Raw genomic sequence first — 13,984 nt, forward strand, 5'->3', positions numbered from 1 at the left:
TTCCCGCCACACTGCCGCTTACATTGCCCTTATTGGGGGAGGCGGTTACCGTAATATTGGTGTCAGGCATATCCTTCGCTTTTGGGGTTATGCCGTCAGCTTCATAGCCATCGTTGACAGAGACCGGACTGCCGCTTTGAACCTCCACGGTGTACCCCGGTTTTTCTGCCGTGATGGTATAGCCGCCTTTACCCTCCCAATCCCTGCACACCAGCACCTCATAATTTCCACTGCCATCAATCGTTGTACTGTAAGTCCTAGTCTGGCTGTCCATAGAGGTTGGGCCGGTGAATCTTATCACCGCGCCTTCCATGGAAACTCCTCCCATATCTGTCACGTTTCCTGACACGGTTCCGGAAGGATAGGATGAATTAACTTCCACATTCGCGAATACGTTTGTATCCTGCACAACGACCCTTCCGTCATGAGGCTTCGTAACCATAATGCATTTACTCTCCCCCCCGATTGTAATCGGGCCAGTGACCGTAACATCATAAGTCCCTTCCCATACGCCCGCCACCTCAAATTTATATCTATAGGGGATAACTGTCTCCTCATCCTTTGTGAGAGTGCCGGTAAACACCTTTCGTGTTCCGTCCGCCGTACTCCGGCCGTTGAACATTATGGTTCCGCCCTCTTTAAGTTTCCCCCCGGAATCTGCAAGTTTTCCGGAAACTGTGTGCGTATTCGGCGTGGCCGCTGCGCTGATATTCTGAGAGACGTCGCCGTCTGACACCTCAATGGAAGCTCCGTCCTTGATTTCTATCGTATACCCCGGTTTCTCCGCCGTAATGGTATAAGTCCCCTCCGGCACACCGACACTGTAACTGCCGTTTGTCAGAACCGTCTCAAAGAATTGGCCGCCGCCGGTGAAGGTCACCACCGCCCCGTCCAGATTGCAGCCGTTCTCCTCTGTGAGACTGCCGCTGACCTGACGGATGAGAAAGGAAGCCTCTAACGCGATATCATGTGTCACACTGTCGCTGTCCACCGTAACGATGCCGCCGGAAGTGATGATAATCTGACTGCCGCTCAGTGAGGCTGCCGCCTGATAGGTTCCGGCTTCCATGCCGAGACTGTACGCCCCGTCCGCCACCTGTGTGGTGTAGGTTTTTGCCTGTCCGCTTGTATTGATACCGGTGAAGGTCACCACCGCCCCGTCCATATCATGACCGTTTGTGTCGGTTACCGTGCCGCTCACCGTGATTTCGTCTGCCGGCTCCTCCGCCAAGACAGTAAGGTTCGTGGACAGAAGCGTCAGTGCGATTGCCAAAAATGCCGCCAGTCTTTTCTTTCGTTTCATTCTTCTATATACCTCTCTTCCCTTGCGCTTTTATATACAATTATGTGATGATGTTAGGGGCAAAAAGTCTTTCACCCACTTGATGTCTACGGATTTAATCTTAGCAAAAAAGCGGAGGGCGAAAAAAGAGGGTCTTCCTAATTGGTAGGAAACTGCCCTTAACTGGTAAAGGTTGCTCTTGATTTGCTTCCCTCTTTGCTGGTATGCTGATAGAAAAGGAGGTTTTTTTCTTGAATTACATAAAATCAAACTGGAAAATAGTGCTGTTCCCTCTTTATGCGCTCTTCATCTTTTTGGCGTTTACTTTTATGCGCTCTTATACAGTTACCGACGCAGACAGGCTGTTCCTCACGCCTACATTTGAGGATTCTAATGGCTGGGATATCTATAAAATGGAGAACGGTACAAAAAAAGAGGCCTCTGTTCAGGAGCTTTTTGACAGTTCCGGCGAGACGTTCTATCTTTCCCGTGTATTGGATAAAGGCATGGAACAGGCCGGGTATACCGTACTGGAATTGGATGGCACAACTTGGCAGGAGAGTGTCTTTTTGGATGGAGAGCTTCTCTATACTGTGAATCCGGGCCTCGACAACCGCATCGGCTCCGTGGAATTCCCGAAAGAATATGAAGGGCTTCCGGGGATGGGTGAGTATGTACGCCTGACACTGCCCCCGGATTATGCAGGAAAGACACTGACAATCGCCGCCGCGTCCTATACCGCGGCAGACTACCGCGGGCTGCCGATGGTCCGTCTGTCCAGCGAAAACATTCTGACACAGCTGCTTGTCAGTGACGCGAACCGGATTTCCATGCCTGCCACGGCTTATATGGCGGCTGCCCTCCTGCTGTTGGGACTCTTCTTTTACAACTGGTATCACGGGCAAAAGTCATATTCCAACCTGCTGTTGACCGCAGCGGCCTTAATACAGTCACTGCGTGTCCTGCTGAACTTTGAGTTTTATTTCAGCTCTCATTTTTCACTCAATTTTATACCGGTAGGGCTGCTTATCCCTTTATCGCTGGAATTGCCAATCCTGTACCTGCTCCTGCAGATGAAACGCTGGAAGAAATGGTATGCGTCATTTATACTAGTGCCGTTTGTACTGTCGCTTGCAGCCCACCTCATACCAGATTTCTCTTTCGCTTCTTCGTGTGATACATTACTGTATCTTCCTCTGCTGGCATTGTGTGTGTTCGCCGTTTTGGAATGGAAGGATAAGAATACGGTCTTTCGCCTGTTCACGCCGGCCTTATTTGCGGTCATCGCAGCCGGCATCGCAGCCGCTTCATATCTTATACTGGCCGGGCACGGGGATTCCGTTTTTGTAAGTATGCTCCGTTCCCCGACTGTCATGCTGTATGAAGCCTTTCAGTTTTACGGCGGCATCCTGCTGCTCCTTGGTGGCGGAGTCAGTTTTGTTCAGGCTGTACATAAAGCGGCAGCCATACAGAGTGAGCTGTCTGTGATATCGGCAAAAAATGAGCTGATTCAAGAGAACATTCAGAGTATTCAGGAGAGCAGTACCGAGATTGCGGGCATGCGCCATGATATGCTGCGCCATCTGCACACAATGCTGGATTTGAGCCACGAGGGAAATGCGGAGCGGTTACAGCGTTACCTCGAAGAACTGACGAAAGAAACAGAAACAATCCCGCCGTTAAGAGTGTGCCAGCATCCTATCGTCAATGCCCTTGTAACACGTGCCCTTGCCAAAGCGAAGAGAGAACGTATCCAAATGAATCTACACGTGGAAGTGCCCGCAGATATTTCTATCCCCGACGCAGACTTGTGTACTCTGCTGATGAATATGCTGGACAATGCCATAGAGGCGCTGTCTCTGCTCCCCGGAAAAAAGGAGCGGGTACTCGAACTGACTATGCACGTGCGCGGACGCTATCTGTTTGTTGAAACTATGAACCCTTGTGATGGCACTACCCTGACAGACAAAGAAACAGGGCTTTTTCGAAGCATGAAAGGCGCCGGGCACGGGTACGGCATGAAAGCCATGTCAGATATTGCGAAAAAATACCAAAGCAAGCTCCAGATAAAACAGGAAGACGGTACCGTCATCGTCCGCACCGCCCTCCTTATGCCTGATACAAACTCTTCTGTACAATAAAAGACACTGCCCTTTCCTTCAGGTGGAAATGGCAGTGTTTTAAATTGTGTCAGATTTTCAAAAAAGCAAAATACTTCTCAAAGAACTGGTCATAACAGCGGCGGCTTATGGGAAACGTCCTTCCATTGTCCATGAGCACGTCCATGCGCTGTATCTCCCTGACATGGCTCAGGTTAATGATGTAACTGTTGTGGGACTGGCAGAAACCAAATGCGGGAAGCTGAGGTTTCAAGGCAGAAAGTGCGCCGTTCCAGTCACGGAAGCTGTCGCCGAGCCATATTCTTGTGCGGTGCTGGGTAGATTCCAACGCATAAATATCCGGAAACGGAATGAATACCTGCCTGCCCTCTATCTTAAGGGAAAGCCGTGTCCCCGCATAATTTCTGAGGTAGTCCGCCATAAGAATAGTTTCTAATTTTTTAAAATCCACTGGTTTTAGCAGATACCAAAGGGGCTGCGTGTCAAAACAGTCAAATACATAGTCACGGTAGGCCGTAATGTAGACAATACTGCACGTAACCTGCTGTTTCCGCAAAGTCCTAGCCAGCTCTATCCCGTTTTCATCGGAAAGCTCGATGTCCAAAAGCAGGATGTTCCAGCAGTTTATGTCCCCCGGCATTCTGCGCTGCATCGACGCCGCCCCGCTGAATACATCGATTTCAAAATCCCGGCCGCGCGTCAGGCCGTTTTCAGTCATAATCTCTTCTGTTTTCCGGTTCAGATGATGGAGAAACTGCTCATCATCATCACAAATCGCAATACGGTACATCCCTTCCCCGCCTCCCAATGATAACTACTTTTTTAGGTGAAGTATATCATTTTTCAGCCGTTAAAACAATGCGATTCGGGATTCTTTCCCATTTTATTCCCGCAGAGTCGCCCGAATCAGCTCCTCATTGGAAAGCGCTGACAGCTCTTTCACTTTTTCAAAATCCAATCCCAGAGCCTCTGTCATGCGGGTTCCGTACTCCTCATCCGCAAGATAACAGTGTACGGCATGGCGGTACTTAATATTTTCCGTTACCGGCGCTATATTATTCGCCGTATTTTCAATAAGAACCGCTCTTTTTTCCTCTGTCATCACCCGGTACAAATCTCCGCCCGCGCGGAAGTTGTCGTCCGTCGGGTCGTCCTTGGGATCATACGCATACAGTGCACCGGACAAATCTAGCGGCGGTTCCATCACGTCTGGCTGTGCCGCCCAGTCCCCCGCGCTGTTCGGCGTATAGGCCGGCCTTCCGCCGTAGTTGCCGTCCACACGCATGGCCCCGTCCCGGTGATAATCATTGACCTCGCAGCGCGCTTTGTTTACCGGAATCTGATTGTAGTTGATGCCCAGCCTGTAGCGCTGCGCGTCCCCGTAGACAAACAGCCTTCCCTGCAGGAATTTATCCGGCGAGAATCCGATACCGGGCACCACATGGGCCGGTGTGAACGCCGCCTGTTCTACCTCTGCAAAATAGTTTTCCGGATTCCTGTTCAATTCCAAAACTCCCACTTCGTGGAGCGGAAACTCCTTGTGGCGCCATATTTTTGTAATGTCGAACGGATTTTCATAGTGCTTCAATGCCTGTTCCTCCGTCATAATCTGTACATACAGCGTCCATCTCGGATACTCTCCCTTTTCAATGGATTCGTACAAATCACGCCCATGGCTTTCCCGGTCCACGGCTATAAGCTCAGCCGCTTCTTTGTCACTTAAGTTCTTAATGCCCTGCTGTGTGCGGAAATGGAACTTACACCACACACGTTTATTCTCTGCATTGTAAAAGCTAAAGGTGTGCTCTCCGTAAAAATGCATATGGCGGAAGGATGCAGGAATTCCCCGGTCAGACATCACAACGGTGGTCTGATGGAAGGTCTCGGGAAGCAGTGTCCAAAAATCCCAGTTGTTCTGCGCAGAGCGCATTCCGGTACGTGGGTCTCTTTTAACTGCACGGTTCAAATCCGGAAAATTATGTACGTCCCTGAGGAAGAAGGTCGGGGTGTTATTGCCTACCAAGTCCCAATTCCCTTCCTCGGTGTAAAATTTACATGCAACGCCTCTGATGTCCCGTTCAGCGTCCGCAGCTCCACGCTCTCCTGCCACCGTGGAAAAACGGACAAACACTTCCGTTTCTTTCCCCGGCTCAAACACCTTTGCTCTCGTCCACTCTGTAATATCATGTGTTACTTTGAATGTTCCGTAAGCTCCCCAGCCTTTGGCATGCATCCTCCGCTCCGGAATCACTTCTCTGTCAAAATGCGCAAGCTTTTCTAAAAGCCATACATCCTGCATCGCAACCGGACCCCTCGGGCCTGCCGTCAACGAATTTTCATTTTCAGCTACCGGCGCCCCTACTTCATTTGTAAGTTTCTTAGCCTCCATGTATCCATCCTCCTTCTTAATAATGATTATCATTTTTAATTACTATCATCATTATATCTTTTCTGACAAGTCAAGTCAATAATGGTTATTTTTCTGTCAATTATTTTTTTCTGATTAATAGATTGTAGAATTGTTTGACATCAGCGTGGGAGAATAATAAAATGAACCTGATAAAAATGAAATTGAGGAGAATATTATGAGAAAGAATGCGACACCGATATTTTTTATATATGGCATTATTGCAGGAATACTATGCCGCCTGACAGATTTTTGTCCGGCGGACAGCATTTGGTGTTTTTCATCCGTCGCCACACTTTTTGGATTTTGGATTATCTGTATTGTAATTATCGTTTTGAAAAGCACTTCTAATTTAAGCTCAGGAATTAACACATTTTTATATATGTTTGGGATGACACTGAGCTTTTATGTATTGAAATATATACTGGGATTGGTCTCACCGGCATTTGATAATGATGGATTTCAAACAAATCTTTTTATTTTATATTCGGTTCTTTCGCTTGGCTGCGGCAGAGGCCATAGGCGTACTGATCTACTTTATGAATAATAAGGTATTTCTATTTCAACTTTTGATGGATATAATCGCTTCCGTCACGCTGGGAGCAATGTTTTATAAAAGGACAAACAGTAAGGCAATATATACCGCTTCCATATTTGTCATCACTTTTACAGTATATATGATTGTATACAGACCGTTTTTGACGTAAAGTTATGAGTAGCAGATTTTCCATTTTTATGTCACAATAGAAAACAGAAAGAAAAGCTGGAGGTCATTATGAAATATGTAAATTATCCCGGAACTGATAAGCAGGTATCGGTAGTGGGATTCGGGGGTCTGCGGTTTGGCCTTGATAAAACCGATGAAGAGAACGCTGACATGATACTGTATGCCTACGATAAGGGAATCAATTATTTTGACACCGCTCCCGGATACTGTGATGACAGGAGCGAGAAAATATTCGGTATCGCCTTCCGGAAGCTTTTGGCAGAAGGAAAGACGGACTTTTACGTCTCCACAAAAAGCAAGCCGAAGATGTGCCCGACAAAGGAACTGGCAATCGCTTCCGTGAAACGCTCTCTGGAAATCATGGGGATTCCGAAAATCCACTTTTACCATGTATGGTGTATCCGGAAAATGGAGCATTATGAACTGTCCATGGCAAAAGGCGGACAGTACGAGGGTCTGAAATGGTGTCAGGAACAGGGACTTATCGACCATCTCTGCTTCTCCTCCCACCAGCCGGGCGAGGAAGTGGTACAAGTGCTGGATGCCCACACCTTTACAGGCGTAACTATGGGGATTAACCTGCTTAATTTTCCTTACCGCTGGAAGGGTGTAGAATATGCTTATCAAAAGGGCTATGGTGTCGTGGCCATGAACCCGCTCTGCGGCGGTACAATCCCGGCTCATGAAAAAGAGCTGGCCTTTCTCGCCGAACCCGGAGAGACCGTGACGCAGGCGGCTCTGCGCTTCAATATTGCCAGTCCCGAAATCACAATTTCTTTGATTGGGTTCAGCCGCAAGAGCGATATCGATGAGGCCTGTGAGATGGCGGACCATGCAGTACCGTTTCAGACGTCCGATTTGGAGCGTATCAAGGAAAAGTTCCATGGGGCCACAAAGGAAATATGTACCGGCTGCGGGTACTGCCGTGTCTGCCCAAAGGGAATCAATATTCCTGCCTATATGCTGCTGTATAACGAAAAGCAGATGTTCCATAAGACGGAGGAAGAGATGATCGATATGGTGTATGGGCTGGAGTATTATAACTACAGCGCCAACACGAAGGGAAGGGCCGGGGACTGTATCAAGTGCAGGAAATGTGAGCAGGAGTGTACCCAGCACCTCGGAATCGTGCGGCGGCTGGAGGAGATTGCCGGCTGGGAGAGCCAGACGGAGGATACGGTTACGGTGTAATATAGGAATCTAATATTTTTATACATAAATGTCACTGGACTTCACGCCACCACTTCTCCTGATATTGCTCTATCCTGTCCAAGCGGATTGTCTCACCGATTTTGGGTGTCGATACGGAGACATCCGAACTGGCAGCCAGCGTAGTGAGCTGTTCCGCCGGCTCATCCCACGCATGTCTGGAAAGCACAAATCCGGCCCAGTGGATAGGGATGACCCATTCTGTCCCCATATCCTCGGCTGCCTGTAAGACTTCCCGGGGACTCATGTGGCAGTAGGGCCACTCCGGATCATACTGCCCGTCCTCAGACAGCACCAGCTCCGGTTCCCCGTACCGTTCCCGGATTTCCTTAAAGAATTCTCCGTATCCGGTGTCTCCGCTATAATAGACCTTGTGGTATTCATCCTGCAGGAAGTATCCGCTCCACAGAGTCCGGTTGTTTCCCCACGGAAGTCTACCTGAATAGTGCTGCCCCGGCGTGGAGGATATGGTAAGCCCGCCGATTTCTGTGTCCTCCCACCAGGCCATCGTATGAATCTTTTCCAGATTCACTCCCCACCGCTCCAAATGGTTTTCTACCCCAAGAGGTACACAATAGTTCTTTACTTTTGCGTCAATGTCTTTTATCGTCTGATAATCCAAATGGTCGTAATGGTCATGGGAAATCAGGAGAATATCAATCTCCGGTACATTTTCAGCAGTCATCGGAACTTCCGCCATACGCCTTGCTCCTGCAACCCCTACCGGGGAGGAATACTCACTGAGTACAGGGTCGATAAATACGGTCATTCCATGCATCTGCAAAAGAGAGGTAGAATGCCCAAACCATGTGAAAGTCAAATCCTGAATGCCTACCTCCGGAAGCTCTGTAATCTTATTTACCGGGATGGCACCCTCCGGCGTCTGCTCTGTTTTCTCTTCTGTTTTATCTTCCGTCTCTACGATAAGCTGAAAGTATTCCGGCGTGTGAAAAGCGCCGTCATAAAAAGCATCTGTTCGCTCCCCATATTCTGCCTGCTGTTCCCTAGACGGATTTTTGCCCAGAGCAGGCCAGAAAATCAGAAACAATCCCGCCGCCAATACGAGAATTGCCGCAAGCGCAAGCAAGATGCCAAGCACTTTCTTTATCCTATTCTTTCTCATAAAGTATTCCTCCTGCATTTTCCATATCTATGGTTTAACACTGCTCACAGACCCCTGTCTCATAGACAGCAACACTTTCTTTCAGTCGGTTCAGTCCATCCTCCACCTGCTGTCTCGGACAAGCAAGATTCATGCGCAGGAATCCCTCTCCATTCCGGTATTCATTCCCGTCAGATAGATAAAGGCCGCTGTGGCTACGGATAGAGCGGCAGAAATCCGTGGAGTCTCCAGTCAGGTCCCTGCAGTCAAGCCAGAGCAGATAGGTCGCCTGAGCGGCAACCGCTGATACTCCCGGAATCTCCCTTTCGATATAGTCTTCTGCAAATCTTCTATTCTCCCACAGATACTTCCGCAGGGCATCCAGCCATTCCCCGCCGCGGGTAAATGCCGCAACAGGCACAATCGCCGCAAACGCACTGGGCTCCGCCACCTCATCGGTATTCAGACCCCGGTTCACCTTATGGCGCAGGTTTTCGTCAGGGACAATCACCGCAGCCGTCTGGATGCCCGCCAGATTGAACGCTTTTGTCGGCGCCACACAGGTCATGCTGTTTTTGCGGCAGTTTTCCGATACAGATGCAAAGGGAGTATAGTCCCGTCCCGGCTCTGTAAGGTCACAGTGTATCTCGTCCGAAAGCACCAGCACATGGTATCTGCTGCACAAATCACCAATTCGCTCCAAGGTTTCTCTGTCCCATATCTTCCCAATGGGATTATGGGGATTACATAAGATTAGAAGTGTAGTCTGAGGGTCAGAAAGCTTTTCTTCTAAATCATCAAAATCAATCCGGTATTCATGACCATCGTACTTCAGCCTGCTTTCCAGCACATTTCGTCCATTGTTCAAGATGGAATTAAAAAATATATTGTAAACAGGGGTCATGACTGCCACATTTTCCCCAACTGTTGTCATCTTCCGGACAATGCTGGAGATGGCCGGCACGACTCCGGTACAAAAGAGCAGCCATTCCCTGTCAATTTCAAAATGATGCCGCTCTCTCCACCATGTTTGGTAAGCCTGATACCATTCATCTGTCAATACGGTATACCCAAATATCCCGTGCTCAGTCCTCTTCCTGATACATTCTGTAATCTCAGGTGCCGTCTGAAAGTCCATATCTGCCACCCACATGGGAAGCTCCTTGTCTGCCACATCCCATTTCATAGAACCGGTATTTCTCCGGTCGATTCTTTCATCAAACAGATTTTTCATCCTATCTGTTTCCTCCTATTCTCCCGCGCGGAAGGCCACTTCCACGGTGCTGTTTCCCAGTGCCTCTGCCAGCCCCTGTGCATCTTCAATCTGTCCGATTCTTGTATAACTGTACGAGGTGTCAAAACCATCGTAAAAGAGGACAAGGCAGTCTGAGCCAAACAGCATGATATTTCCTGTCTGAATGCTCCCTACGTTTTCTGCTTCCGTGGGCAGTCCTTCCTCCAAATAATAGAATTTTTCATTTCCATGCAGTTCCTCCATAGGAAGCGTCATGGGAAGCCGCTCCGTTAACGCGCGGGCTGTCTCATTGTCATACAGGACAGCCCGAAAGCTCTGTCCGCCTGCATCAATTATCATTTCCTGCATCTGTTCATCTCCTGCCCCTTCCTTATTTTCCGTATTCTGTGCCACGTCCTCTGACTTTGGACGCACAGACCGGCCTTTTTCTCCTCCACTGTCTGCGCTGCTTCCACAGGCCGTCAGCAAGATTGCCGATAGAACCGCTAATAATAGAGCGAAACATCTTTTTTTCATGTTATTTTCCTCCTGCCGTTCTTCTCTTGAGTCATATAAAGAACCCGTAACCGTTGTCCAAACAGTCCCTATGCTTATAAACACATTTTATAGATATTCTCCACATCATCAGCATTCAGGTTTCTGATTCCGTTTATCACCCCACCACCACAAGCATGCTCTGCCACTGCTTCCGCAGTTTTCTTTGCCCCATCCATATCGTCCAATCCTTCCTCAAGTCCAAAGACCTTTGTACCAAGGCGATAGATTGCAGGAGCGGTTGTTTCATTTGTAATATATTCTAACCATCGGGGTGTCACGATCGCAAGTCCATGTCCATGGGTAATATCATAATATGCAGAAAGCTCATGTTCCATCGCATGGCAGGCGCAGCCGTGCACTGTCCCTGCGTCAAGAATCGTATTCAACGCCATGGAGCTTGCCCACATAAGATTTGCCCTTGCTTCATAATTCTCAGGTTCCGCCAATGCCGCAGGCTGTCTGATACGCAGGAAGTGAAAAGCTAAGCTCCGGATTCTCAAATGCGGCTCTGGGGAGTAAGGCACTTCCGCCTAAACCAATCTTTTCATTGGTAACCATGTTAGAGATTACGCCCCATACATCTCCGTCTTCTGTTTTTGCCGCAGCCGCAATCCCCTTAGAGCAGTCAATCGTTGGCTTTGCTTCTTTCTACAATAAAGTGCCAAGAGCTCTAGCCTCATCTAATTTATCTTGTGTAACATCGCCTGCTACTGTAATGACCCCCATATCCTCCAAACCAAGATAGCCAAGGAAATCGCCGTCATACGAGAATTTCGCTCCATCATACTGGTCTCTGTCACCGGAGCAGAGCATCATCGCCGCTTTCTTAAGGTTCTCCGGCCTGACCGGATAAGCGGCAGAGTAAAATCTGTCTATGGTACACTTTAGCTGGCCGGATATCCCGTGATAGTAGATAGGCGATGCAATGACAAGCATTTCTGCCTCTTTGAGCAGAGCATAAACCTCCTGCATATCATCCTTCTGGACACACTGTCCCTTCTCTTTGGTGTGACAATACTCACAGGCAAGACACCCTTTGATATTCTTACGGCAGACATCTATGACATTTACTTCATTCCCGCCTGCAGCAGCACCTTCTTTAAATGCTTCTACCATCTTAGCTGTATTTCCGTTGGGTCTTGGACTTCCATTTAATAGCAATATCTTCATTTTGTTCATCCCTTTCTTAGAAATTCCGAATCAGCACCACTGCGCCAAAGAAAATAAGAATGCTTCCGAATACTCGGTTCATGATATAAAACCGAGGATTCCTTGCTTTTTTCTTAAACAAAAGAACTCCGCCGGAAAGTAAAATCCACCACAAAAATGTCCCGGCAAATACCCCATAGACTACTCCTATTCCATTAGCCTGTCCTGTCTGTCCATCTATGCCAAACCAGGAAAAGGCAAACAGAAAGGTCAGAATGGCTGCGGGATTCGTAATTCCTACAGCAAAGGAGGAGACAAACAGCCAGATGCCTTTGGCAGGGGCCGTTGTATTTTCTGGTCTGCTAGTTTTGATGAGCAGCATTCGGATACCCATTCCCAATATCAAGCAGCCGCCGGCAAGATTGATGATGCTTTGATACCGGAGCAAAAAATCGGATACCAGCGTCAGCCCAAAAACGCCAACATAGGCGTAAAGGCAGTCTGCGGCAGATGAGCCAAGACCGGTCAAAAGACCTGCTTTCATACCGTAATTCAACGTCCTCTGGGCCGTCATAGCTCCCACCACACCTGCAGGCATTCCAAACAGCAGGCCAATGAGAATCCCCCGTAAAATAAAACTGGCCATCTGTTACCCTCCTTTCACCCTCCTCGATGAGGCTACACCGCCATTTTTTCTTCCTGATTCCCTGCTCTGCAGGTAATGACCGTTTTATCCGGGTCCACCTTGTCTTTTTCCATAATCAACTCTTCAATATAGTCTGCCGTGATACTTCCTCCCGACGGATTCATGACACTGTCTATCTTTCCTTCAATCTCCGCGTCCACGGTAGAATATTCAAAGGCCAGCGTGGTATTCAGCAGACGGCAGTTTTTCATCACAAGGTTTTCAATATAGCACATTCCCTGCAGGCTCTCGATGGTACAGTTGACCAGAGTCAGATTCTTTGCATTCCAGCCCAGATATTCCCCGGATATGAAGGAGTCATATACGGTCACATTCTCGCTGTTCCAGAATGCATCTTTGGAAATCATTTTTGCCCGGTGGATTTCCATGTTCTTCACTCCGTCAAAGGAATAATTACCTACCAGCTGGAAGTCATAGAGCTTCATGTTCTGGCTGTTCATGGCGAAGTAATCTCCTTTGGCGCTCACCTGCTCCATGGTCACACCGTCACAGTTCCACAAAGTTTCAGCGGCATTTGGAAAGTTTACGTTCTGAAGAGTCACGCCATGGCAGCGGCGGAAATTTTTCGGCGCTTCAATGACTGTGTTTTTCACTGTGATATTGTCGGTATACCATACCCCCGCCCGGCCCATTTCAAACCATGTGCAGTCCTCGGCCAAGATATCCTTTGCGTACCAAAGTGGATATTTCCATTTGAACATGCTTTGGTAAAGTTCAATATGGCTGCTCTCCTTCAATGGTGATTCCCCGTCCGCAAAGATGGTGTCGTATATTTTCAAATTCTCCCCTTTGAAAAGCGGGCGCTCCCCTGTCAAATATTCCTGTCTGATTTCTTTCATTTCCTGCATTTTTAATCTCCTTCTTTGTTTGATCCATTGTTATCATTCCATATGGTATTTCTCTATGGACGGGCAATCTGTACGATTTTATTTCCCCATCCCTCCAGCACCGGATTTTCCTCTACCGCCTTCACAAACGCTTCCGTCGCGTCAAAGGTTCCTATCTTGGTATACTCCCCGGTAATCTCCGCATCATGGTAGAAAAGTACGATACGGTTGGGGTCTGAATAGTATACCTCCCCTGCTTTTTCGGAAGTTACTGTCTCCGGGTCGGAAGGGATGTCATATCTGCTGGAGACATCATAATACTGCATGACATCGTAGTCTGCATCGGGGTCCCGCTCATAGATAGGAAGACGCCAGTCCGATGTCCCCACATAGCGGGCAATTGCTTCGGCGGTTTCATTCTCTTCCAGCTGCATCATGAACGGTTCCCCGTCATCTCCGAACCGGACCTCAAGCTCCGAAACACGGCCTGCTGTCTGGCTGCCGGTCTCCATATCTGATTCAGCCCCATTCTGACCGGCACTCCCGGCATCCCGGCTTGCCTCATCCTGTCCGCACCCTCCAAGGATTACGGCTGACAGCATTATTACGGCTGCCACTCCGATTACTTTTTTCACTGTTTTATATTTCATACTCTATCCTTTC

Annotated in this window: 14 protein-coding genes; 3 read left to right on the plus strand and 11 right to left on the minus strand. The window is 48.4% G+C overall.

Annotated elements, in window-relative coordinates; all coding sequences use genetic code 11:
- Positions 1 to 1,303: carboxypeptidase-like regulatory domain-containing protein (locus BN6465_RS09250; protein ID WP_154670251.1), on the minus strand; the 1,303-nt coding region annotated here is incomplete at its 3' end.
- Positions 1,304 to 1,533: 230 nt separating this feature from the next.
- On the opposite strand from BN6465_RS09250, the gene BN6465_RS09255 reads away from it, so the two are divergent.
- Positions 1,534 to 3,423: a sensor histidine kinase gene (locus BN6465_RS09255; protein ID WP_066733816.1), complete on the plus strand. Its 1,890-nt coding sequence runs from the start codon at positions 1,534 to 1,536 to the stop codon at positions 3,421 to 3,423.
- Between the two features lie 49 nt (positions 3,424 to 3,472).
- Here the strand turns inward: BN6465_RS09255 and BN6465_RS09260 are convergent, their stop codons facing one another.
- Together BN6465_RS09260 and BN6465_RS09265 are read right to left on the minus strand one after the other, a co-directional pair.
- Entirely contained in the window at positions 3,473 to 4,192 is a 720-nt protein-coding gene (locus BN6465_RS09260; protein WP_066733819.1) for a LytR/AlgR family response regulator transcription factor, read from the minus strand.
- Positions 4,193 to 4,285: 93 nt separating this feature from the next.
- Entirely contained in the window at positions 4,286 to 5,791 is a 1,506-nt protein-coding gene (locus tag BN6465_RS09265; protein ID WP_066733821.1) for a catalase, read from the minus strand.
- A 196-nt stretch (positions 5,792 to 5,987) separates the two neighbouring features.
- Here BN6465_RS09265 and BN6465_RS09270 point away from each other — a divergent pair, with 196 nt between their 5' ends.
- Both BN6465_RS09270 and BN6465_RS09275 read left to right on the plus strand, forming a co-directional pair.
- Positions 5,988 to 6,356, plus strand: coding sequence for a hypothetical protein (locus BN6465_RS09270; protein ID WP_227183452.1), 369 nt, complete (start codon positions 5,988 to 5,990; stop codon positions 6,354 to 6,356).
- A gap of 228 nt (positions 6,357 to 6,584) precedes the next feature.
- Complete coding sequence (locus BN6465_RS09275) at positions 6,585 to 7,727, plus strand: aldo/keto reductase (protein WP_066733822.1); 1,143 nt, start codon at positions 6,585 to 6,587, stop codon at positions 7,725 to 7,727.
- A 31-nt stretch (positions 7,728 to 7,758) separates the two neighbouring features.
- Here the strand turns inward: BN6465_RS09275 and BN6465_RS09280 are convergent, their stop codons facing one another.
- The 8 genes from BN6465_RS09280 to BN6465_RS09315 form a co-directional block, all read right to left on the minus strand.
- Positions 7,759 to 8,868, minus strand: coding sequence for an MBL fold metallo-hydrolase (locus BN6465_RS09280; protein WP_066733825.1), 1,110 nt, complete (start codon positions 8,866 to 8,868; stop codon positions 7,759 to 7,761).
- Between the two features lie 34 nt (positions 8,869 to 8,902).
- A complete protein-coding gene (locus BN6465_RS09285) occupies positions 8,903 to 10,081 on the minus strand; it encodes a MalY/PatB family protein (protein WP_066733828.1) in 1,179 nt (392 codons plus the stop codon).
- Positions 10,082 to 10,096: 15 nt separating this feature from the next.
- The gene (locus BN6465_RS09290) at positions 10,097 to 10,618 is read right to left on the minus strand and encodes a cyclophilin-like fold protein (protein WP_227183456.1); all 522 of its coding nucleotides are present in this window, start codon (positions 10,616 to 10,618) and stop codon (positions 10,097 to 10,099) included.
- Positions 10,619 to 10,692: 74 nt separating this feature from the next.
- Positions 10,693 to 11,139 carry a dehydroquinate synthase/iron-containing alcohol dehydrogenase family protein gene (locus tag BN6465_RS09295; protein ID WP_066733831.1) on the minus strand — a complete coding sequence of 149 codons (447 nt, stop codon included), beginning with the start codon at positions 11,137 to 11,139 and terminating at the stop codon, positions 10,693 to 10,695.
- Positions 11,140 to 11,287: 148 nt separating this feature from the next.
- Complete coding sequence (locus BN6465_RS09300; RefSeq protein ID WP_066733834.1) at positions 11,288 to 11,809, minus strand: flavodoxin family protein; 522 nt, start codon at positions 11,807 to 11,809, stop codon at positions 11,288 to 11,290.
- 16 nt (positions 11,810 to 11,825) lie between these two features.
- Positions 11,826 to 12,434: a LysE family translocator gene (locus tag BN6465_RS09305; RefSeq protein ID WP_066733837.1), complete on the minus strand. Its 609-nt coding sequence runs from the start codon at positions 12,432 to 12,434 to the stop codon at positions 11,826 to 11,828.
- Between the two features lie 32 nt (positions 12,435 to 12,466).
- Positions 12,467 to 13,333, minus strand: coding sequence for a DUF3737 family protein (locus tag BN6465_RS09310; RefSeq protein ID WP_199882832.1), 867 nt, complete (start codon positions 13,331 to 13,333; stop codon positions 12,467 to 12,469).
- A gap of 62 nt (positions 13,334 to 13,395) precedes the next feature.
- Complete coding sequence (locus BN6465_RS09315) at positions 13,396 to 13,971, minus strand: cyclophilin-like fold protein (protein ID WP_066733843.1); 576 nt, start codon at positions 13,969 to 13,971, stop codon at positions 13,396 to 13,398.
- Positions 13,972 to 13,984 lie beyond the last annotated feature (13 nt).

Origin of the sequence: Bariatricus massiliensis, assembly GCF_900086725.1 — a bacterium.
GTDB classification, from domain to species: Bacteria; Bacillota; Clostridia; order Lachnospirales; family Lachnospiraceae; genus Allocoprococcus; species Allocoprococcus massiliensis.

Coding starts and splice junctions, on each gene's coding strand:
- BN6465_RS09260 (WP_066733819.1), bottom strand. CDS start 4,192: ATGTACCGTATTGCGATTTGTGATGATGATGAGCAGTTTCTCCATCAT.
- BN6465_RS09285 (WP_066733828.1), bottom strand. CDS start 10,081: ATGAAAAATCTGTTTGATGAAAGAATCGACCGGAGAAATACCGGTTCT.
- BN6465_RS09290 (WP_227183456.1), bottom strand. CDS start 10,618: ATGAAAAAAAGATGTTTCGCTCTATTATTAGCGGTTCTATCGGCAATC.
- BN6465_RS09265 (WP_066733821.1), bottom strand. CDS start 5,791: ATGGAGGCTAAGAAACTTACAAATGAAGTAGGGGCGCCGGTAGCTGAA.
- BN6465_RS09315 (WP_066733843.1), bottom strand. CDS start 13,971: ATGAAATATAAAACAGTGAAAAAAGTAATCGGAGTGGCAGCCGTAATA.
- BN6465_RS09280 (WP_066733825.1), bottom strand. CDS start 8,868: ATGAGAAAGAATAGGATAAAGAAAGTGCTTGGCATCTTGCTTGCGCTT.
- BN6465_RS09275 (WP_066733822.1), top strand. CDS start 6,585: ATGAAATATGTAAATTATCCCGGAACTGATAAGCAGGTATCGGTAGTG.
- BN6465_RS09270 (WP_227183452.1), top strand. CDS start 5,988: ATGAGAAAGAATGCGACACCGATATTTTTTATATATGGCATTATTGCA.
- BN6465_RS09305 (WP_066733837.1), bottom strand. CDS start 12,434: ATGGCCAGTTTTATTTTACGGGGGATTCTCATTGGCCTGCTGTTTGGA.
- BN6465_RS09310 (WP_199882832.1), bottom strand. CDS start 13,333: ATGAAAGAAATCAGACAGGAATATTTGACAGGGGAGCGCCCGCTTTTC.
- BN6465_RS09300 (WP_066733834.1), bottom strand. CDS start 11,809: ATGAAGATATTGCTATTAAATGGAAGTCCAAGACCCAACGGAAATACA.